This is a genomic window from Labrenzia sp. PHM005 (genome assembly GCF_006517275.1).
GTDB lineage: Bacteria > Pseudomonadota > Alphaproteobacteria > Rhizobiales > Stappiaceae > Roseibium.
The window spans coordinates 1218559-1239247 of the sequence record NZ_CP041191.1 but is presented as its reverse complement, the minus strand read 5'-3'; the positions used below and the strand labels follow the sequence as shown (position 1 = coordinate 1239247).

General features: G+C 57.2%; 17 protein-coding genes. 1 reads left to right on the top strand and 16 read right to left on the bottom strand.

What is annotated here, in order from left to right; all coding sequences use genetic code 11:
• Window positions 1-9: 9 nt before the first annotated feature.
• From FJ695_RS05545 to FJ695_RS05485, 13 genes are all read right to left on the bottom strand, one after another.
• The gene (locus FJ695_RS05545; protein WP_141184514.1) at window positions 10-990 is read right to left on the bottom strand and encodes a ParA family protein; all 981 of its coding nucleotides are present in this window, start codon (window positions 988-990) and stop codon (window positions 10-12) included.
• A 1224-nt stretch (window positions 991-2214) separates the two neighbouring features.
• Window positions 2215-3453, bottom strand: coding sequence for a saccharopine dehydrogenase family protein (locus tag FJ695_RS05540; RefSeq protein ID WP_141184513.1), 1239 nt, complete (start codon window positions 3451-3453; stop codon window positions 2215-2217).
• A 47-nt stretch (window positions 3454-3500) separates the two neighbouring features.
• The gene (locus FJ695_RS05535) at window positions 3501-4598 is read right to left on the bottom strand and encodes a carboxynorspermidine decarboxylase (protein WP_141184512.1); all 1098 of its coding nucleotides are present in this window, start codon (window positions 4596-4598) and stop codon (window positions 3501-3503) included.
• A gap of 236 nt (window positions 4599-4834) precedes the next feature.
• Window positions 4835-5851, bottom strand: coding sequence for a LacI family DNA-binding transcriptional regulator (locus FJ695_RS05530; RefSeq protein WP_141184511.1), 1017 nt, complete (start codon window positions 5849-5851; stop codon window positions 4835-4837).
• Between the two features lie 17 nt (window positions 5852-5868).
• Window positions 5869-7032, bottom strand: coding sequence for a dihydrodipicolinate synthase family protein (locus FJ695_RS05525; RefSeq protein WP_141184510.1), 1164 nt, complete (start codon window positions 7030-7032; stop codon window positions 5869-5871).
• 27 nt (window positions 7033-7059) lie between these two features.
• Window positions 7060-7374: a Dabb family protein gene (locus tag FJ695_RS05520; protein WP_141184509.1), complete on the bottom strand. Its 315-nt coding sequence runs from the start codon at window positions 7372-7374 to the stop codon at window positions 7060-7062.
• Window positions 7371-8963 (bottom strand): GMC family oxidoreductase, encoded by a 1593-nt coding sequence (locus FJ695_RS05515; protein WP_141184508.1) that lies wholly within the window; start codon window positions 8961-8963, stop codon window positions 7371-7373. Before FJ695_RS05515 ends, FJ695_RS05520 begins: the two co-directional genes overlap by 4 nt.
• A gap of 9 nt (window positions 8964-8972) precedes the next feature.
• Window positions 8973-9734, bottom strand: coding sequence for a 3-ketoacyl-ACP reductase (locus FJ695_RS05510; RefSeq protein ID WP_141184507.1), 762 nt, complete (start codon window positions 9732-9734; stop codon window positions 8973-8975).
• Window positions 9731-11209: an FAD-dependent oxidoreductase gene (locus FJ695_RS05505; RefSeq protein WP_141184506.1), complete on the bottom strand. Its 1479-nt coding sequence runs from the start codon at window positions 11207-11209 to the stop codon at window positions 9731-9733. The genes FJ695_RS05510 and FJ695_RS05505 overlap by 4 nt, the downstream gene beginning before the upstream one ends.
• A 97-nt stretch (window positions 11210-11306) precedes the next feature.
• A complete protein-coding gene (locus tag FJ695_RS05500; RefSeq protein ID WP_141184505.1) occupies window positions 11307-12416 on the bottom strand; it encodes an ABC transporter ATP-binding protein in 1110 nt (369 codons plus the stop codon).
• A gap of 4 nt (window positions 12417-12420) precedes the next feature.
• Window positions 12421-13293, bottom strand: coding sequence for a carbohydrate ABC transporter permease (locus FJ695_RS05495; protein ID WP_141184504.1), 873 nt, complete (start codon window positions 13291-13293; stop codon window positions 12421-12423).
• On the bottom strand, window positions 13293-14198 hold the full coding sequence (locus FJ695_RS05490; protein WP_209010933.1) for a carbohydrate ABC transporter permease: 906 nt from the start codon (window positions 14196-14198) through the stop codon (window positions 13293-13295). The genes FJ695_RS05495 and FJ695_RS05490 overlap by 1 nt, the downstream gene beginning before the upstream one ends.
• Window positions 14199-14251: 53 nt before the next feature.
• Window positions 14252-15496 carry an ABC transporter substrate-binding protein gene (locus FJ695_RS05485; protein ID WP_141184503.1) on the bottom strand — a complete coding sequence of 415 codons (1245 nt, stop codon included), beginning with the start codon at window positions 15494-15496 and terminating at the stop codon, window positions 14252-14254.
• 273 nt (window positions 15497-15769) lie between these two features.
• Here FJ695_RS05485 and FJ695_RS05480 point away from each other — a divergent pair, with 273 nt between their 5' ends.
• Window positions 15770-16819: a LacI family transcriptional regulator gene (locus FJ695_RS05480; protein ID WP_141184502.1), complete on the top strand. Its 1050-nt coding sequence runs from the start codon at window positions 15770-15772 to the stop codon at window positions 16817-16819.
• A gap of 8 nt (window positions 16820-16827) precedes the next feature.
• On the opposite strand, the gene FJ695_RS05475 is transcribed toward FJ695_RS05480, so the two are convergent.
• From FJ695_RS05475 to FJ695_RS05465, 3 genes are read right to left on the bottom strand one after another with little or no spacing between them, the layout of a single operon-like run.
• Window positions 16828-18348: an aldehyde dehydrogenase family protein gene (locus tag FJ695_RS05475; RefSeq protein ID WP_141184501.1), complete on the bottom strand. Its 1521-nt coding sequence runs from the start codon at window positions 18346-18348 to the stop codon at window positions 16828-16830.
• The gene (locus FJ695_RS05470; RefSeq protein WP_141184500.1) at window positions 18345-19118 is read right to left on the bottom strand and encodes an enoyl-CoA hydratase/isomerase family protein; all 774 of its coding nucleotides are present in this window, start codon (window positions 19116-19118) and stop codon (window positions 18345-18347) included. The genes FJ695_RS05475 and FJ695_RS05470 overlap by 4 nt, the downstream gene beginning before the upstream one ends.
• On the bottom strand, window positions 19115-20689 hold the full coding sequence (locus FJ695_RS05465; protein WP_141184499.1) for an acyl CoA:acetate/3-ketoacid CoA transferase: 1575 nt from the start codon (window positions 20687-20689) through the stop codon (window positions 19115-19117). Before FJ695_RS05465 ends, FJ695_RS05470 begins: the two co-directional genes overlap by 4 nt.

The following is a 20689-nucleotide window of genomic DNA, read 5'->3' as shown; positions in this document are numbered from 1 at the left end:
TCGGTCTCCTTATGCAAGATGCCGGCGGCCGAAGGGTTGATGGGAGCGGCGGCGATCGGGCTGGCCGCGCGGCGGACCCGTATCGGCGCGCCGACGCTCCACCCCGTCCCAGTTGGAATTCACCGCCTCGGCGGGCGGACCGGGCTCGGTGACTGCGACACCGGCGCCGGTGCCTAAGCGCGGCGCCAGGCCCGGCAGGGCATAGCCGGGCCGGTCTTCCAGCGGGATCTCGTCCTCATCCTCGGCATGGGACGACATTCCCGCCGTGGCCGGGCTGAGAATATCATCCTCGAAGGTGCGCCGTGGCGGCCGGCCGATCAGGTCCAGCCGGTCGCCCTGCATCCGCATCAGCCGGTCCTGGAAATAGGCCCACAACCGGGCGGTCTCCACCGCTGAACGGCTATCGGGATTGACCTCGCCCACGGTGCGGCCATCGATCATCGAGGCGGCGAAATCGACCCGGTGGTGCAGGGTGACCGGCGCTACGGTGCCGTGCTGGGACAGGGCCACCGCCGTCTCGCCGGTAATCCGGGCTCGGGCCGTGGCCGAATTGACAACAAATACCAGCGGCTTGCTTTGCATCTGCACGATATCCACCGTCGGGCCCACCGCCCGCAGATCGTGCGGGCTGGGCCGGGTCGGGATCACCACCAGATCGGCATGGGTGATCACTTCAGCGATGGTCGAGGTCACCGCCGGCGGCGTATCGATAACGATCAGCCGGTAGCCGGCCTCCTCCAGCACCGCGATGTCGCGGGCCAGATCGGGTACGGAAATCTGGGCAAAGGCCGGGGTGGCGCTGGCCCGGGCATTCCACCATTTGGCCATCGAGCCCTGCGGGTCGGTATCGATCAGCGCCACCGGACCATAGCCGGCCCGTTCGGCTTCCAGCGCCATGTGGGCCGAGACCGTGGTCTTGCCCGATCCGCCCTTTTGCGAAGCAAAAACCACCACTTGTGCGGCTGGTCCTGCCCTGTCGTCACTGGACATGTTTCACCTCTCCTGCCGGCGCCCATTGCAGCCGGTCCTCTGGTGCATCCATGGGCAATGAAAGCAGGGATGTCTTGCCAGTCCGATAAACTAGAAGTGTGGTTTTGAGGCGAATTCGACCCAGATTTTAATCAATTACGCAGGAGACGCGGCGGATTGGGCCGCTGAGGGAGCGGGCAGTTAGTGATAATGGGGAGGGTGTCGTATAGCTTCGCGCTAACCGCCCTTTCGATCGGGACCCCGGCCTCCGCCGGGATGACGTCGAACGTCCTTCTCCCTTGGGGAGTAGGTGTCGCGAAGCGGCGGATGAGGGGGAAAGCCCGGTGCGAGCCGTAAGGGCGAAAGACGGCGTTGCCCCCCTCTCCCCGACCCTAGGGAGTGGGAGGTTCGGCCAAGCCGCGTCGAGCCACCCCGCCATGACATGGGGAGGAAAGGCGTCCAGCCCCACCCCTTCCACGGGGTGTTTGCCCTGAAGTTATGAGAGGTGTGCGGGACGCCGGCAAAGGCCGGTGTTTGGTAGTTTTGAGTGAGGCGTCTGTGACATCCCGCACGCGGAAATTTTCACACCGTCCTTGCGGGCGATGGTTCCGATACCGGCGAGGGAGAACCCGGTCGAACCTGGTGCCGGATGTCCCCATCGGTAGCCCAGCCGGAGCTAAAGCTGTTGCCCTTCAGTGCGGATGCGCTCTTCGTCACACAGCACCCGCATGTTGAAACCCCGGATGGTTGCAAACTGGGTTGTCCAAAGTCGGACATGCCGAAATTGATCTATCATTAGATAGGCAAGTTTTGCTGTCTTATATAATGCCATCCCCACATACAACAGCTTCTAAATCTAAGGGACTCAAGTTCGAATTCTGTCGAAATCATCAATAATTTCAATGCTCTATAGCGAATCTCAGTGAATTTTTCGATTCAAAACGGCGCTCTGGCAAGCATGGGATTAACGAACTGGATCGTTAATGGCCGATCTCCAAAGTCCTCACGGTGTCCTATAGTGATGACAAATTCCTGATTCATGACTGCGTGACCGACATGTTTGATAAGCTCATTCTGCTTTCCTGGAGACCCAGCAGAATGTGGCCAACATCGGAGGGATGATTGCGCCGCGCATGTTCGGAATCACGGCAAAAGTCTCGATATACTATGTGCTATTCGCCCAAAAAACCGGCGGTACGGAGTGATCCGTACCGCCGGTTTTTTCGTTTAATCTCAAGCCCGCGCTTAAAACTCGATTGCGCGGTCGCCGTTTGAGTCCTTGATCCGGGTTGGCAAGCCGATCCGGTTCAATATGCCGAGGAACGGATGTGGCGGCAGCTCTTCCACATTGACCATCTTCTTCACGTCCCACTCGCCCGTCGCGATCAGCATGGCCGCGGCGACCGGCGGCACACCTGCGGTATAGGAAATGCCCTGGCTGCCGACTTCTGCATAAGCTTCAGCATGATCGGCAACATTATAGATGAAGACTTCGTGGTCCTTGCCGTCTTTGATGCCCTTCACAAAGTCACCGATACACGTCTTGCCTTCGTATTCCGGCGCCAGTGAGGACGGATCCGGCAAGCAGGCCTTCACCACCTTAAGCGGCACGACTTCGAGCCCCTCAGCTGTGGTGACCGGCTGTTCTGACAACAGGCCAATGTTTTTCAAAACGGTGAAGACGTTGATGTAATGCTCGCCAAAGCCCATCCAAAAACGGACATCGGCGCCGTCCATGTTTTTGGCCAGCGAATGCACTTCGTCGTGGCCGCAGAGATAGGCCATGCGCTTGCCGACAACCGGTAGGTCATACTCTTTGCCGATCTCGAACATCTTGTTCGACTGCCACGCGCCTTTCTGCCAGGAATATACCGTGCCGGTGAACTCGCGGAAATTGATTTCCGGATCGAAGTTGGTGGCGAAATACTGCTGGTGGCTGCCCGCATTGATGTCGACGATATCGACCTCGGTCACCTTGTCGAGATAGTCGTCTTTTGCAAGCCGGGCATAGGCGTTGACGACACCTGGATCAAACCCGGCCCCGAGGACGGCGGTCACACCAGCCTTTTCGCACTCTTCTGCCCGCTTCCACTCGTAATTTCCGTACCAGGGCGGTGTTTCACAAATCTTGCCCGGCTCTTCGTGAATGGCGGTGTCGATGTAGGCCGCACCCGTTTTCAAACACGCGCTCAAGACGGACATGTTCAAGAACGCTGTTCCGACGTTGATAACGATTTCTGACTTCGTCTTGCGGATCAGGTCAGCCGTCGCCTCAATATCAAGCGCGTTGAGCTCATGACCTTCTAGCACCCCCGGCTGTTTCAAGGCATTCTTTTCATTCACAGAGGCAATGATGTCATCGCATTTGGATTTGGTCCGCGATGCGATGTTTATGTCGCCCAAAACATCGTTGTTCTGCGCGCATTTATGCGCCACGACCTGGGCAACGCCGCCGGCGCCGACGATGAGAACATTCTTTTTCATGTGTTCCTCTACCTTCCTTGGAACGTGAGCTGTGTGCGTGTCAGGTCTCAAGAGAGACTTTGTTCGTAATCTTGATAGGTGAATTCGCGGACCGGGACGACCGTGCCATCCAGTTCCTTCATGGCAATCGCAGGCATTTTCACGCCGTTGAACCAGTTCTTCTTGACCATCGTGTATCCGGCTGCGTCCTGAATGGAAACACGGTCACCGGCTTTCAGTGCGTTTGGAAACCGGAATTCGCCAAAAATGTCGCCGGCGAGACAGGATTTGCCGCAAATCATGTAAGGGTGATCTCCTTGATCCGGCGCCACTTTCGCGTTTTCCCGGTAGATCAGCAGATCCAGCATATGCGCTTCAATGGATGCGTCGACAATGGCGAGGTTTTTGCCATTGAACAGCGTGTCGAGCACGGTGGTTTCAAGTGTGGTCGAGTTCGTGATCGATGCTTCTCCCGGCTCCAGATAAACCTGAACACCGTATTTTTCGGAAAAGGCCTTGAGACGGTCGGAGAAGAGGTCAAGCGGATAGTTTTCGCCGGTAAAATGGATACCACCTCCAAGGCTGACCCACTCCACGCGCGCAAGCAGCGTACCGAATTTCTCTTCGATCTCGCCAAGCATGCGATCAAACAGCGAGAAATCACTGTTTTCGCAGTTGTTGTGGATCATGAAGCCGCTGATCCGGTCCATGACCTTTTCAACCTTCGCAACGTCCCATTCGCCAAGCCGCGAAAACGGGCGGGCCGGATCGGCAAGATCGAAACTGGACGAGGAGGTCTGCGGATTGAGGCGCAGTCCGCGAACGATGCCCGAGGCTTTATCGGCAAATCGCTCCAGCTGACTGATCGAATTGAAAATAATCTTGTCCGCGTGGGAAATCACTTCGTCGATCTCGTAATCGGCATAAGCCACCGAATAGGCATGTGTCTCCTTGCCGAAGCGTTCATGCCCCAGACGAACCTCATTCAGCGATGACGACGTCGTGCCATCCATATAGTCGCGCATGAAATCAAAGACGCACCATGTGGCGAAGCATTTCAGCGCAAGCAGTGCCTTGGCTCCCGAGCGCTCCCTGACGTAGGCGATTTTTTCCAGATTGCGGAGCAGACCCGCTTTGTCGATCAGGTAATAGGGTGTCTCGATCATGGTCATCCATTTCCAGCATCTCGGCAGCCGAAACACCGGCCATTCGTTCAGATTTTTATGAGTATGCCTCAGTTTCCTGGTCTCATGAGACCTGCTTGCAAGCCGGTATCAAATCTTCAGCCGGATTTCCAGGATGTTAGAACCTATCGCAACCAATAAGGCTTGCCGTTTGCATGACAGATACCGTCTCAATGCCGGATGCGGCAAGAAGCCATTTTAATTCTTTTACGGTCCGATCACGGCCGCTTCAAACCAGTGCTGGATTGGCGTGCGATCAGTTCAACATCATAGCGCTGGGTATCGGGCGGGCGTGTGCCGTCCACGATCCAGGCAAGCATAGCCTCGGCAGCTTTTTTGCCGAAGGACGCGGTATCACAGCGCACGGAGCTCAAGCCCGGATAGGCCAAGCAACTTTCTTCAATGTCATCAAATCCGACAATCCGGATGTCCTCTCCAGTCCGGATGTCAGCCTCCGCAAAGCCCGACATCATTCCAAGTGCCACCAGATCGCTGAAACAGACCGCTCCGTCAATGCCAGGATGTTCGGCGGCGATGTGTAGAGCGATCTCCCGCCCAAAAGCTCGCGACGGGCGGTCATGAAATGCGGTTACCTGCAATCCCCGGGCTGCCATCACCTCTGAATATCCGGTCATGCGCTCCAAAGTGATCGGGCGATTTTCCAAACCACCGACAAATGCGATCTTCCGGCACCCAAGACCAATCAAGTGTTCTGTCGCCAGAACACCACCAGCGGCATAATTGTGGGACGCAAAGGGAAAGAGATCCGTTCTTTTATCGGTCTGACGCAACACTTGCATCGTTGGAATATTAGCGCGCTGGATCCGGTCGAAGGCAGAGGTATCCTCGCCATAGGTTGGCGAAATAACAAAAGCCGAAACCCCATGTTCGATCATGGATTCAATGACTTGAGCCTGAACATCCGGATCTTCATCGGTGTTCGCGATCACCGTGGCATAGCCTTTGCGGGCAAATTCCATCTGGGCGCTCGCGGCGAATTCGGTGAAGAACGGGTTGCGCAGATCATTGATGATCAGGCCAATTAGACCAGAAGCCGCCCCGCGCAGTCCGGCAGCGGATCGGTTGTAGACATACCCGAGGTCTTTAATCGCCTCGTTGACCGTGTCCCGCGTGGCTATTTTGACCGACGGGGAATTCTGGAGAACGAGCGACACCGTTGACTTGGACACGCCAGCCTTCTTGGCCACATCCAGTATAGTCGGTCTCTTCTTCATTCTCTCCCCGATCCAGCTCACCCCAGGCCGTGCAACCGCAACAACAACGTCATGCGTTCAACGGCAATGTCTGGCTTTGACAACAATCGCGCCTGATCTGCAAGCCTGAAAACTTCCGCGTAATGCACGATCTCGCGCGACGACTGAAACCCGCCGGGCATGATGAAGTGGCTTTGCGCATCATTGAGCCAGGCCAGGAAAGCAATGCCGGCCTTATAAAACCGGGTCGGCGCCTTAAAAATCTCCCGGCTAAGCGGCACAGTCGGTGCAAAGAGTTCGTGGTAGGTATCAAGATCGTTTTCGGCCAGTGCTTCCAGCGCGTGGCTGGCAACCGGCGCTATTGCCGCAAATGCTCCCAGAAGTGCGTGAGAATACCGGGTTCCGTCGCCTTCGATCAAATCCGCATAATTGAAATCATCACCGGTGTAGAGCCGGACACTCTCCGGAAGCCGGGCGCGGAAGTGTTCTTCGTGAGTTTTGTCGAGCAGTGAAATCTTGATGCCATCAATCTTGGTTTCATGGGCATTGATGATGGCCAGCACCGCATCAGTCGCTTCGCCAACATCGGCCGAGCCCCAGTAGCCTGCCAGAGCCGGATCAAACATGTCGCCAAGCCAATGCAGGATGACAGGGTCTGCCGCCTGCTCCAGCAGCTTGCCATGGGCCCAAGCATAGTCATCAGCCGCCGCACCAATGGCCGGAAACGCCTTCGATGCCATCAAGATTACCTGGCCGCCTGCGGCCTCAATCGCCTCCATCTGTTCCGAATAGGCGCTGACAATGTCTGCCGGGGTTTTAAGGTCGGAGAGAGCTTTCTGGTCGGTCCCAGCTCCACAAGCGACACGTGGCTTTAAAGGATGGGCTTTTGCCTCAGCCATGGTCCGCTCAATGAGTTCCTTGGCTGTCAGCCAATCAACCCCCATGCCCCGTTGAGCGGTGTCCATGGCTTCGGCCAGACCGAGCCCCTGGTCCCAAAGCCAGTGTCGAAACCGGAGCGTGTTCTCCCAATCAACAGCCGGCCGGCCCTCCCAGGGATCCCGCTCTGCAAGCGGGTCGGAAACCACATGGGCCGCAGCGAAGGCTGTCCGTGTCAGGGGCGTGCGCGGAGCACGCGGTGTCAGCGCATTTCCGGAAAGGCTGTAGTCCTTAAGCGTGTTCGAGTAGGTCGGCAGTTTCAACATGAACAACTCCAGAAAAGCGTAGAGCGCTTAAACGGTTACAGGAATATCGAGAACCAGAATGCCGTCGAGACCGCCGATGGCGTTGGCGACCAGCTGGGCACCAAGCGCCTTGTGCGCTGGGTGCTGCTGGTAGGCCTCTAGCGCGGCCCAATTCTGAAAATCGACCGTAAACCCATGCATATAGCCGCGTTCAATTCTTTCCGGGCTTTCGCTGCGGCCGGATTTGATATCGAGAATGCCCGGAACGTGCGCTTCGATCTCACGAAGTTCTTCAAAGAGCGCGCTGATGGTGCCTTCCGAAACGCTTGGTTCGAATTTGACCAAAACAATGTGGCGGATCATGATTTTTTCCCATGGTCTTCGCGGATCATGTCGGAGGCTTTTTCGCCGATCATGATGGCCGCGGCATTGGTGTTGGAGGAGATGACATTCGGCATGATGGAGGCATCAACGATACGCAGGCCATCAATCCCGTTGAAACGGAGCCGCGGGTCGACAACAGCGCCCTCATCCACGCCCATCCGGCAGGTGCCCGCCGGATGGTGGGATGTCTTGGAGTGCTCGCAGATGAACTGGAAGTAGTCTTCGTCTGTTTGGACATCCGGCCCGGGCAATCGCTGCGCTTTGATGAAAGGCTTCAAGGGCGCTTGCGCCATGATTTCCTGGGTCAGCTTCAGACCACGGATCGACATTTCCTTATCGCGCGGGTCCTGCAGGTAGTTCGGATCGATCAACGGCGCTACGGACGGGTCGGCACTTTGCAAGCGTACGGACCCACGTGAGCGCGGGCGCAAATAACAGGAATTGAGGGTCACGCCACCATCCGGCATCGCAGCCACACCGGATTCAATCCCGGTGCCAAGTCCCAAATGAAACTGCAAGTCCGGCGACCTGGCGTCCGGATCGGCATACCAGAAGCCGCCTGTTTCAAAGAGGCTGGAAGAGACCGGACCCCGGCGGGTGAAGATGTATTGCAAACCAGCTAACACCGACAAATGCGGTTTGGCAAAGCGGTCATAGGTGTGTGGTCCGCTGACTTCACAAATGCAATAAAGATCCAGATGGTCCTGCAAGTTGGCGCCGACATTCGGTTGGTCCAAAACCACATCAATGCCAAGCTTTTGCAGTTCTTCGCCCGGGCCGATCCCGGAGAGTTGCAAAAGGCGCGGTGAGCCAATTGAACCAGATGACAGAATGACTTCAGTGGTTGCCGTCAGGCGTTCGCCATTCATCAGCTCAACGCCCGTAGCCTTGCCATTTTCAACGGTGATCCTGCGGACATTGGCTCCGGTTCTAACGTGGAGGTTTGGCCGCGACCGGTTGGGCGCCAAATAGGCCATGGCGGCTGACGAGCGGCGCGCGTTGCGCTGGGTCAGCTGATAATAGGCAACGCCATCTTGTTTCTCACCAGTGACATCCTCGTTTTTCGGAATGCCGAGCACCGCAGCAGCTTCGAAATAGGCCTCACAGATCGGCAATGGCGCACACGGTTTGGAGACGCCCATCGGGCCGCCCTTTCCATGATATCTATTGTCATACGTGTCGTTGTCCTCAGCCTTTCTGTAGTAAGGCAGGACATCTTCATAGCCCCAGCCTTCACAGCCGAGCTGACGCCATTCATCATAGTCTTGGGCATTGCCGCGTGTATAAATCTGCGCATTGATCGCCGACCCACCGCCGATCACCTTGGCTTGGGTGTAACGGAAAACGCGGTCCTGCATGTGCTTTTGCGGAACGGTATGCCAACCCCAGGAGCCGATGCCCTTGGTCATCTTCGCAAAGCCGGCAGGCAGATGGTAAAACGGGTGCCAATCACGACCGCCGGCTTCCAAAAGCAAAACCTGGATATCCGGGTTCTCGCTCAACCGGGCCGCAACCACTGAACCGGCACTGCCGCCACCGATAATGATGAAATCATAGCCTTGGGTCATAACAGTCTCTCAAAGACGCGAAATCGACAGGCCGCCGTCGACGGCAAGGGTTGAGCCGGTAGCAAACGCCATCTTGCCTTCGGCCAGCGGAACCAGTGTGTCCGCAATATCGCCGGGCAGGCCCCAACGTTCAGCCGGGACAAGCCCACCCGCAATCCGTTGCGTGTATTGATCTTTCACTCCGGCCGTCAGCGGCGTTTCAATGATGCCCGGCTGGATTTCAAAAACGCCAATGCCGTGGGGCGCCAGACGCACGGTGAAGAGCTTTGCCATCATCGCCGCCCCCGCCTTCGACATGCAGTATTCCGCGCGCTCGATGGACACCATCTCCGCACTGACCGAGGTGATGAAAATCAGCGACCGGTAATCAGTGCATTCCGGGCGGGACAACATGCGGCGGGCGACATCTTGAGCCAGGAAAAACGCGCCACGCAGATTAACACCCATGACGAAGTCGAAGCTGCCAGGATGAAGATCGAGCATGTCACCGCGGATTTTTGCCGGAACGCCCGCATTGGACACAAACGTCGTAATTGGGCCGAGATCCTGTTCGATCCGGTCCAGCACCTCAGCGTGGTCGTCGATATTCTGAAGGTCATGGCGATAATAAACCGCGTCATCTCCCAGAGCCTCCAGTGCTCCGGCGACCTCCGGTTCGGTTGGGTCGAGCTGGGCAACGATGGCAACCTTGTAACCAGCTGCAATCAGCGCTTGGGAAATGCCAAACCCAATCCCCCTCTGGCCACCCGTGACAAGGGCGATCTTGCTCATTGGGCCAACTCCTTGCGAATAGTATCTGCTGTTCTTAGGGCAAGCGCTGCGACTGTCAGCGCAGGATTTACCGCGGCCGATGTCGGCAGGGCTGCGGCATCGCTTACGTATAGATTGGGATGGTCCCAAGACCGGCAATCCGGGTCGAGCACCGAGGTCTTGGGGTCACCGCCCATGCGGACCGTACCGCATTGATGTGATGGCACCCGGCCATCAAAGAGCCGGGATAGGACTATCGGAAATCCGGCCTTGCGGAGCGTGCGTTTGGTTTTGCTAACCAGCTTTTGATGCGCAGTCATGTTCGACCGCTGCCAGCGGAGCTGGATCTGGCCATTTTTTAGAACCACCCGACTTTCGGGATCAGGCAAATCCTCAGAAATCAGATAAAGATCCAGCGCATGATCCGACAACCACTTGGCAAGGAATTTGGGCAGCTGCGGCACCTGGATTTTCAAGATGTCCGGGGTCACCCGGCCAAGAAGCTGGACATTGCCCAGCGGTTTGCCGCCGTTTCCGTCTGACAAGTACCAGTCGTTAATCCCAAAAGTCTTTTGGTAGATGGAATCGTTGTGAAACCGGGGATCAATGGCAATGACTGCGGTTGCGTTGTGGTTCATGAAACAGCGGCCAACATAGTCCGAGCTGTTGGCAAGACCCGACCGCAACAGCAGTGCCGCTGATTGGACGGCCCCGGCACAGACAACGACAACAGCCGGTTTGAGCTGGTGCTCTTCGCCGCCCTTTTTATAGGTGACGGATGTGATACGCCGGGTTTTGGGATCAGCCTGAAGCGTTTGGACTTCTGCGCTTGTGATCAAGTCGACGTTGTCATGTTGCAAGGCTGCCGCGAGGCCGCAGGTCTCAGCATCCATCTTGCCGCAGCGCTGGTCCGGATATCCATCCCAGCCCGTTTGCCCGGCGGCCAGCCATCTTTCGATATCGACACCCAAAGGAAGAGAAAACGGTTGAACACCGGCGTCTTCAAGACGTTGCCGGGCGACCTTTAAGGCAGGTTCATCCGGAACCGGTGGAAACGGATAAGGTCCGTCGTGCGGCGGCTCACAGACGTCAGATGTCACGTCACCCCGGACGTTGTAGAGGTGTTCGGCTTTTTCATACCAGGTAGCGAGGTCTTTATAACTGATTGGCCAGGCCGGGGAGATCCCGTCTTCATGTTCCAACTCGCCGAAATCTTCTTCCCGGTAGCGGATCAGCACAGCGCCGTAGAGCTTCGAGTTGCCACCGACATTGTAGTAGTTGCCCGGCTCAAACTCCGTGCCAGTCCCATCCAGCCAGGTCTCTTTGGAGCGGAAGGCGCTGTTGGTGTAAATCCGCCAGGGATCACGGGCCGGCGCATCATCCGGAATTTGAGTGCCCCGCTCCAAAATCGTGATCCGTGCACCGGACGGCGCAAGGCCCGCCGCCAGGCTCGCTCCCCCCATACCGCTGCCAATGATCACCACATCCGGAGACATTTTCTACCCACCCAATTCGCTCAACTTCAGTTTATGGAACGTTCCAATTTTGTGTCAAAAGAAAAGCGCGGACGCATTGCCGCGCTTTCCAAAGGTATTATCGGATTCGGTCTTCCGTTTGCGGATCGAACGCAACCGCCTTGTCCATGTTGAAGGCAAAGGGGAAGCTTTCTCCCGCACTAACGGAGACATCAGCCCGGAAACGACCGGTGACATCTTTGCCGCCGATCTGCGTGACAACAAACGTGTCAGATCCGGCAGGTTCGGTGACCTCGACAGGTGCTTCAACCAGGTGAACGGCCTTAGAATTACGGTCGGCGCCATCCTTGTCTGTGATCGCCTCGGGGCGAAGACCAAGCACAATGTCGCGGCCAATACTTGACGCCAAAGTGTCGTTGGCAAAAGGAAGCGCCGCCGTCTTGCCATTGGCGAGCGCAATCTCCGCTGCCGGTTTGCCATCGGCCGACACAACCTTGGCCGGGAACAGGTTCATGGACGGGGATCCCATGAACCCGGCGACGAACATGTTCGCCGGATCATCATAGATCTCCTTGGGTGTGCCGAGCTGCTGGACATACCCGCCGAACATGACCGCGATCCGTGTCGACAGCGTCAGCGCCTCGATCTGGTCATGGGTCACGTAGACAATCGTTGTGCCGAGCTTTTGGTGCAGCTTCTTGATTTCCGTCCGCATGTCGACGCGCAATTTGGCATCGAGGTTCGACAACGGCTCATCAAATAGGAACACATCCGGCTCCCGGACCAGAGCCCGGCCCATGGCAACACGCTGCCGCTGACCGCCAGACAATTGGCCTGGTTTGCGGTCGAGCAAATGGCTGATCTGAAGGAGATCTGCAACTTGCGAGATCCGTTTTTCCCGCTCAGGCTTTTCAATGCCGTGCATTTCCATGCCGAAGGAGATGTTCCCTTTGACAGTCATGTTCGGATAAAGCGCGTAGGACTGGAACACCATGGCGATGTTCCGGTCGGCCGGCTTGACCCCATTCATACTGCGGTCGCGGATTGCGATCTCACCGGTGGTGATATCTTCGAGGCCGGCGATCATGTTGAGAAGCGTGGACTTGCCACAGCCGGACGGGCCGACCAGCACCAGGAACTCGCCTTCTTCAATGGAGATGTCCGTCTCTTGCAGAACCTGAACGGCACCATAGGACTTGGTCGCCTGTTTGATGTCGAGAAAGCCCATGGGATTATCCTTTTACTGAGCCAGCCATCAGGCCGCGGACGAAGTAGCGACCGGCGACGATGTACACAAAGAGCGTTGGCAGGGCGGCCATGATCGCGCCCGCAAAGTGAACGTTGTATTCCTTCACCCCAGTCGAGGATTGCACCAGGTTGTTGAGTGCGACCGTCATCGGCTGACTGTCGAAATCCGAGAAGGAAGCCCCGAACAGGAAGTCGTTCCAGATGTTGGTGAACTGCCAGATGATGCAGACCACAGCGATCGGTCCGGAGGACGGCAGCAGAATGCGCCAGAAGATCCGGAAGAAACCGGCTCCGTCGATTTGGGCGGCACGGACGAGTTCCGTCGGGAAGGCCGCATAGTAGTTGCGGAAATAAAGCGTTGAGAAGCCGATACCGTAAACGAAGTGAACGAAGATCAATCCGGGCACGGATCCGGCGAGACCCATCAGGCCCAGCATGCGCGCCATCGGGATCAGCACCATTTGGAACGGGATGAAGCAGCCGAACAGCAGCAAGCCGAACAAAACGGTCGACCCGCGAAACGCCCACTTGGTCAGAACATACCCATTCAATGCCCCAACCAAGGTCGACAGAGCGACGGCCGGGACGACCATGATGATGGAATTGAGGAAGTAGGGCCGCAGACCCGTTGCTTCGACACCCACCTGGGCACTCGACCAGGCACTCGACCACGGAGCAATTGTCCACTCACCAGGCAGCGCCATCATGCCGCCGGCCGTGATTTCAGACAGCGGTTTCAGCGAGTTCACCACCATCACATAGAGCGGCAGCAGGTAATAGAGACAGAACAGGACCAGCAGCGCATATAGGACAATGCGGCCCAGGTTGAGAGAAGAGGATTTGGTCGCGCTCGCCATCACTTTTTCTCCCTCAGTTCGGACCACAGATACGGCACAATGATCGCGGCAATGGTCATCAGCATGATCACGGCCGAAGCGGCACCAATCCCCATCTGATTTCGGGTGAACGTATAGGAATACATGAAGGTCGCAGGCAATTCGGTTGCTGTTCCAGGGCCGCCACCGGTCAGGGCGATGACCAAGTCGTAGGACTTGATCGCCATATGTGCGAGTACAACAAAGGCGGACATGAAGGCCGGGCGCAGCTGCGGAATGACAATCCGGCGGTAGAGCGCGAAGGTGGATGCGCCATCGATCTGCGCTGCCTTCATCATCTCGCTGTCGATCCCGCGCAAACCGGCCAAAAACATGGCCATAACGAACCCGGACGTCTGCCAGACCGCAGCAATGACGATGGTGTAGATCGCCATCTCCCGGTCTTTGATCCAGTTGAAGGTAAAGGTTTCCCAGCCCCAGCCGCGAACCACCGCTTCAATGCCGATGCCCGGATCCAGAAACCACTTCCAGGCGATCCCGGTGACGATAAAGCTGAGCGCCATCGGATAGAGGTAGATTGTGCGGATAAAACCTTCGGCCCGGATCCGCTGGTCCAAAAGGATCGCCAGGAGCAGGCCGAGCGCGCAGCAGATGGTTATGTAGAGAAAGCCGAAGACCACCAAGTTGGAAACGGCAATGTCCCACGCGCGGATCTTGAACAGGTTTTCAAAGTTCTGCCAGCCAACCCATCCGAAGGAGGGCAGGATGCGGCTGTCGGTAAAGGACAGATACAGCGTGAAGAAGATAAAGCCGTAGACGAAGATCGCGACAATGGCGACCGTCGGACTCAACACGAGTTTGGGCAAGGCATCACGCAATCTGTCAACAACAGAACCGCGCGGGCTCGCCGTTTCAGAGATAGACATATTCTGTCGCCAGGAGTTGGGGGAACGGCGGCAGCCGCCGCTCCCTTGGTGGATTACTTGTTGATCTGAACAGCCGTCACCAGCTCATCGACAGCAGTCGCGCTGTCGTATTCTCCGTTGAAGTGCGCGGTAATGACATCATACATGGCGTTTTTGACCGATGCCGGATTGGCATGACCATGTGCCATGGAGCCATAGAGGTTGCCGCTTCCTGCAGCCTTCTTCAGATCAGCCATACCCTTTTTGCCACACGCATCGAATGCTTCGTCGGACACATCCGTACGTGCCGGCACAGAACCTTTGACCACGTTGAACGCGGACTGGAATGTTGGTGACAGGATCGCGGTCGCCAGCGCGGCCTGCTCCTTGCCGACTTCAGAGCCCTGCGAGAACATTGCGAACTGGTCGGCATTGAAGGTCACCTGGTCCTGTGTGCCCGGGAAACGGAAGCACAGGAAGTCCTGATCCGGAACCTTGTCAGCATTCAGGAATTCGCCCTTCGCCCAGTCCCCCATCATCTGGAAAGCGGCATCGCCGTTGATGACCATAGCCGTTGCCAGGTTCCAGTCACGGCCGGAGAAATTGTCGTCCACATGGGAGCGGATGACAGCCATACGATCGAAGGCTTCCTTCATCGTGTCGGAGCCGAGCGCGTCTTCATCAAGATCGATGAAGGCAGCCTTATAGAAGTCCGGCCCGCCGGTTGACATGGCAACGGCGTCAAAAACAGTGGCGTCCTGCCAAGCCTGACCACCATGTGCGATCGGGGTCTTACCTGCGGCCTTCACTTTTTCCAGTGCAGCCACGAACTCATCCCAAGTCGTCGGTACGGCAATGCCGAGCTCATCCAGAACTGCCTTGTTCGCCCAGACCCAGTTGGTGGAGTGCACATTCACCGGTGCAGAGACCCACTTGCCGTCATGCTTTGCGAATGCCTGCAGCGCTTCCGGCACCACATCGTCCCAGCCTTCCAGGCCAGCCTGAATGTTCAGATCCGCCAGAGCGCCCTCTTTCGCCCAGTCGAGAATATCGAACCCAAGCATCTGCACCGCGGTCGGTGGGTTACCTGAGGTAACACGGGCACGCAGCACGGTCATGGCTTGGGTACCGCCGCCACCGGCCACCGGCATGTCCTGCCAGCCGATGCCTTGACCTTCAAGGTCTTGCTTCAGCACGTTCAATGCTGCCGCCTCACCACCGGATGTCCACCAGTGCAAGACCTCCACCTCGCTGGCAGCCGCCAGGCTCGTGCTCATCGCCAGGGCTGCGACGCCCAGCTTCAAAGACTTCAATGACATCGATATTCCTCCCGTTTAGTGCCTATTGGCGCCTCGAGCGCCCAAAGCGGGCTCCCGATAATTAGACAGCGTCTATTGTAACGTTACAAACCTGATTGATGTCAATGTTTTTTGCAAAAAACTTCGACCTAGCTTTCCATCTGTTTTTTCAAAGCTTTCCAGAAATCTCCACTCGCCGCACTGCAGCATATTTTTTTGTTGTAACGTTTTAAAAGTGCTGATTAGACTAAAACTGGAATTTGGATTACAAGGCAGCAACTGAAACAGACGGGCATGTCTCGAAAGACTTTGGACACAGCAGAAGACAACGCGATCGACAGACCGGGGCGCCCGACTTTGCGGACCGTGGCCGCTGAGGCCGGTTTTGCGGTTACAACAGTGTCGCGTGCTCTGGCTAACGATCCGCAGATTGCGGAAGGTACGCGTAAGCGCGTTGCGGATGTTGCCCGTAAACAAGGCTATGTTCCCAACAGGGCTGCCCAAAGGTTGCGTACCGGTCAGACCAAGGTGATCAGCCTTCTGCTCAACCCGAAACATGAGTTTCTCAGCTTCACATCCGAGTTTCTCACCGGCATGAGTGAAGGGCTTTCGGGAACCGGTTATGCGATCAACATCACCGCCGACAGCCTGAACGACGACCGCCTCGAACAGATCCGGCACATCCGCAAACACTCGCTCGCCGATGCCATCGTCTTCACCCGGACCGAATGTTTCGATGAGCGGGTTCGTTACCTGCTCGAGCACGACTTTCCGTTTGCGACCCACGGACGGACGGACTTCACCACGCCGCATCCCTTTGTCGACTTCGACAACGAGATGTTCGTTCACATGGCCATTGAGCGCCTCACCCAAAAGGACCGGCGGCATGTCTGCATTATCATGCCGAATGAACGGTACACCTTTGGTCAGCACCTGCGTTTTGGCGCCCGCCAGGCGGCGATTGCGCACGGGATCGAGTTGACTATTCCGGGCGATGTCGACCTGGACAGTGATCCGGATGAAATTGCTGCGAAACTTCGAGAGCTTCACACCGGACCCAATCCGCCGGACGGCTATGTGTGTGTTGGTGAAGTCAACACTCTGGTGACTCTTGCCTATCTGCACGACATGGGATTGACGCCGGGCACGGACATTGACGTTGTTGCCAAATGGGCGTCGCCGATTTCCAAGCACTTCCGCCCGCGGATCGAGACCATTCGTGAAGACCTGCGCGCCACGGGCAGGGCCATGGCCAAAGTTCTTCTGGCCAGGATTTCCGGCGCCCCGATGTCCGAGATGCAAATTCTCCTGAAACCCGAAGGGCAGTTCTCGATTTCGGACTAAGCCAGGCATCACGCCACCCAAGGCGATCGGGTTTTGCCGATCCGCATGGTCACGGTTTTGGCTTCCAAGAACTCGTCCAGACCGTATTTTCCAAGCTCCCGGCCTTGGCCGCTCTCTTTCAAGCCGCCGAACGGCAGTTCGGCAAAACCATCCATCCAGGTGTTCGTCCAAACAGTGCCGGCCTGCGCCCGGCGCGCAAACTCCAAACAGGTGTGGACGTTTTCGCTCCAAACCCCGGCGGAGAGGCCATAGTCTGCATCGTTTACGAGTGCGATAGCTTCATCCAGCGTCTTGAAGGTCAGGACTGAAAGCACCGGCCCGAACACCTCGTCGCGGGCAATCGGCATCTCTCCCGTCACGTTGGAAATCACCGTTGGCTGGTAAAATTGGCCTTTCAACCCAGGAACATCCAGGGCCGCGCCGCCGAGCCGGATGTCTCCACCATGATTGGCGGCCTGCTGCACATAGGTGTCGATTTTCTTTTGATGGTCCGGCGTTATGATCGCCCCGACTTTGGTCGATGGGTCCAGTGGATCGCCAAAGGGCACGTCCCGAGACAAGGCAACTGTCCGCGAAACAACTTCTTCAGCAATATCCTCGTGCACAATTATTCTGGAGCCGGAATTGCAGCATTCGCCCGCGTTAAAATAGACGCCGAACACAATCGCATCGATCGCGCTATCCAGATCCGCATCCGGGAAGAGGACCTGCGGATTTTTTCCGCCGAGCTCAAGCGAAACCTTCTTCAATGTTTCGGACGCGGCCTTGACGATCCCCTTGCCGACCGCGGTCGACCCGGTGAAGGTCACCATGTCGACCCGCTTGTCGGTGGTCATAGCGATCCCGACCGGATCGCCATATCCCAGCACAATGTTGACCACACCGGCCGGACAACCAGCTTCGATCAGCAATTCGCCGAGAATGACGGTGGTAGCCGGGGTCATTTCGGAGGGTTTGATCACGGCGGTGCAGCCGGCAGCAAGCGCAAAGGGAAGTTTCTGGGAAACGATCAGGAATGGAAAATTCCAGGGGGTGATGATCGACACCACGCCAACCGGTTCTTTCAGAACCACCCCAAGAAAATCGTTGCCCAGAGTGTTATGGCTTTCCCCGTGGATGGTTCGGGCCAATGAGGCCGCAAAACGCCATATATCCGCAGCGCCTTCGATTTCGGCACGGGCCTGGCTGATCGGTTTGCCGGACTCCAGGGTCTCCAGCAACGCAATCCGATCCCGTTCACGATCAATCAGATCTGCGACTTTCAGCAACAAAGTTGCCCGGTCCTTGCCGGTGGTGGCTCGCCAAGCTCCCGCATCATATGCCTTGCGCGCTGCGGAAATGGCCGCATCCACATCTGCACCGTTTCCTTGTGCCGCCCGGGTCACCACCGTACCATGGGAGGGAGATACCCGTTCGAAAGTTTCGCCTTCAGCGCTGTCTTTCCACGCCCCGTCGATCAGGTGACGAGCGACAAAAGGGTCGTCTGGGAGCTTTGCATTTGAAATGGCAACGACGTTCAATTCACTCATGGTCTCGTTCCAGGAAAATTCGGTTTGCGTTTTTCGCGAAAGGCTGTGACGCCTTCATCCCGATCGGCGGTTGGGCCGATCATGCCCGCGCCCAGCGCTTCAATCATCGCGCCGCGGTCTTCGCCAGCGGCCGCATGGATCATGTATTTGGCAACTTCGATCGAGCAGGGCGACTTGGCCATCAGCGCTTCTGCGATTTCGAACGCCGTTTGTTTGGGATCGTCAGAGATTTCTGCGACAAACCCGGCCGCATGGGCACGATCAGCGGAGATCCTGCGGCCGAACAAAGCCATCTCTTTGACAAGAGGCTCCCCCATCAGGCGGATCAGCCGCTGCGTACCCGACCAACCGGGGACGATCCCGACAGCAGCTTCCGGGAGAGCGAGGGTCGCCTGTGGCGCCATCACCCGAATGTCCGCCGTGGCCGCAAATTCCAGGCCGCCGCCAAAGGCATGCCCGTTCAGCGCAGCGATGCTCGGCTTTGAAAGCCGTGCCAATCGATCAAAAATGCGATGGCCATAACGAACCCAATTGCGTGCAAATTCCCAGGGCTCCAATTGCGACCAAGCCAGGATGTCCGCACCGGCGCAAAAGGCCTTGCTGTCTGCAGCTGTCACAACAACAGCCTGAACGGCAGCATCCCTTTCGATTTCGGCACAAGCCGGTTCAACCGCTTCCAGCATTTCTACCGTGAAGGCATTCAGCTTGGAGGGATTGTCCAACTGCAATTCGGCAATGCTGCCGTGGCGTATCAAATGAAGTCCGCTCACAGCTGCAACTCCATGGCTTCTTTTTTAAGGAGCGCTACCGGCATTTCGGTCAAGGTGTTTGCCAGCCGAACCCGGCCTTTGGAAGCATCAACGATGTCGCGCTGCGCATCAACTCCCGGCATGATTTCCGTTGCCATCAGGCCGGTTTCGGTCAGTTTGATCACACAGCGTTCGGTAACGTAGAGCACCTCCTGACCGAGCTCCCGTGCGCGGCGGCCGGAAAACGTCACGTGCTCGACATTGTCGACCATCTTAGTGAACTTGCCAGGCGCCTTCACCCGCAAGGCTTCATCGGTCAGCTCAAGACCAGCACCCGCCTCAAAGAGGCCGGAAAAGACGATCTTTTTGGCATTGGCTGTAATGTCGACAAACCCGCCGCAGCCTGCTGTCAGATAGGGTTTCTTGCCGAGTTTGGAAACGTTGACGTTGCCTTCAAGATCAATCTCCAGGAAGGACAGGAACGAGACGTCAAAACCTCCGCCCTGGAAATAGGTAAACTGCTGAGGCGACGGCATATAGGCATCGGCGTTGGATGCACAACCGAAGGCAAAACCGGTCAGCGGCATGCCACCGGTCGCACCCTGCTCAATGGCCCAGGTGACGGCCTGTTCCTGCCCGGCTTCCAGAAGGACCCGTGGCACCATCGCCGACACACCAAAGCCGAGATTGGCTGTCTGGCCAGCACTCAGTTCCATGGCCGCGCGGCGCGCGACAATTTTCTCAACGCTGTGGTCGGCAAGCGAAAAACTATCCCACGGCCGCATGATTTCGCCTGAGATGGCCGGATCATAGTCGGTTTCCGTGGTCTGCCGCTGGCCAGGATCAACAACGATCAGATCAACCAGGTGCCCCGGGACCCGGACATCGTGCGGCCGAAGCGAACCGGAAGCCGTGATCCGTTTGACCTGGGCAATCACCAGACCGCCGTGGTTGCGAACTGCAATCGCCTGTTCCAGACCGCCCAAATAGGCGCCTTCATGCTCGTAAGTAAGATTTCCGCGTTCATCCGCCGTGGTTGCCCGGATAATGGCCACATCCGGAATGATGTTCGGGAAATGCAGCCAGGTTTCTCCGCCAAGGTCGATCCTGGAGACAATCGGTTTTTCAGCTGCAACCTCGTTCATGGCGCAGCCCTGGAGAACCGGATCAACAAAGGTCTCCAGACCCACTTTGGTCATCACACCCGGACGGCGGGCGGCCACATCTCGGTGCATGTCGAACAGGATGCCGGAAGGGACGTTGTAGGCCGCAACACGGTTTTCAACGAGCATCTTCCAAATATCCGGCATCGGCATCGAAGACGGACCGGAGGGATAGGATCCGGCGATGATGGTCGAAAGCAGACCATCCTTGGCGATGTGGTCGATGCCTTTGATGCCGTACATATCGCCCGCTGCGATCGGATGCAGCGTGGTCAGGTTCCTCGGATGCCCTTCTTTGTCGAACCGGTCGCCAATGGCTTCCAGCACCTTGTCCGGGCATCCGAGGCCGGAGGAAGAAGAAACGGTGACAACCGCGCCATCCTTTATTCGGGCGGCAGCATCTTCCATGGAAACGATCTTGGAGGTCAT

Bases quoted from the DNA above. Each gene is read 5' to 3' on its own strand.
- FJ695_RS05535 (WP_141184512.1), bottom strand. From the start codon at position 4,598: ATGATCGAGACACCCTATTACCTGATCGACAAAGCGGGTCTGCTCCGC.
- FJ695_RS05545 (WP_141184514.1), bottom strand. From the start codon at position 990: ATGTCCAGTGACGACAGGGCAGGACCAGCCGCACAAGTGGTGGTTTTT.
- FJ695_RS05500 (WP_141184505.1), bottom strand. From the start codon at position 12,416: ATGGGCTTTCTCGACATCAAACAGGCGACCAAGTCCTATGGTGCCGTT.
- FJ695_RS05530 (WP_141184511.1), bottom strand. From the start codon at position 5,851: ATGAAGAAGAGACCGACTATACTGGATGTGGCCAAGAAGGCTGGCGTG.
- FJ695_RS05480 (WP_141184502.1), top strand. From the start codon at position 15,770: ATGTCTCGAAAGACTTTGGACACAGCAGAAGACAACGCGATCGACAGA.
- FJ695_RS05490 (WP_209010933.1), bottom strand. From the start codon at position 14,198: ATGTCTATCTCTGAAACGGCGAGCCCGCGCGGTTCTGTTGTTGACAGA.
- FJ695_RS05515 (WP_141184508.1), bottom strand. From the start codon at position 8,963: ATGACCCAAGGCTATGATTTCATCATTATCGGTGGCGGCAGTGCCGGT.
- FJ695_RS05520 (WP_141184509.1), bottom strand. From the start codon at position 7,374: ATGATCCGCCACATTGTTTTGGTCAAATTCGAACCAAGCGTTTCGGAA.
- FJ695_RS05485 (WP_141184503.1), bottom strand. From the start codon at position 15,496: ATGTCATTGAAGTCTTTGAAGCTGGGCGTCGCAGCCCTGGCGATGAGC.
- FJ695_RS05540 (WP_141184513.1), bottom strand. From the start codon at position 3,453: ATGAAAAAGAATGTTCTCATCGTCGGCGCCGGCGGCGTTGCCCAGGTC.
- FJ695_RS05525 (WP_141184510.1), bottom strand. From the start codon at position 7,032: ATGTTGAAACTGCCGACCTACTCGAACACGCTTAAGGACTACAGCCTT.
- FJ695_RS05505 (WP_141184506.1), bottom strand. From the start codon at position 11,209: ATGTCTCCGGATGTGGTGATCATTGGCAGCGGTATGGGGGGAGCGAGC.
- FJ695_RS05510 (WP_141184507.1), bottom strand. From the start codon at position 9,734: ATGAGCAAGATCGCCCTTGTCACGGGTGGCCAGAGGGGGATTGGGTTT.
- FJ695_RS05475 (WP_141184501.1), bottom strand. From the start codon at position 18,348: ATGAGTGAATTGAACGTCGTTGCCATTTCAAATGCAAAGCTCCCAGAC.
- FJ695_RS05495 (WP_141184504.1), bottom strand. From the start codon at position 13,293: ATGGCGAGCGCGACCAAATCCTCTTCTCTCAACCTGGGCCGCATTGTC.
- FJ695_RS05465 (WP_141184499.1), bottom strand. From the start codon at position 20,689: ATGACCTCCAAGATCGTTTCCATGGAAGATGCTGCCGCCCGAATAAAG.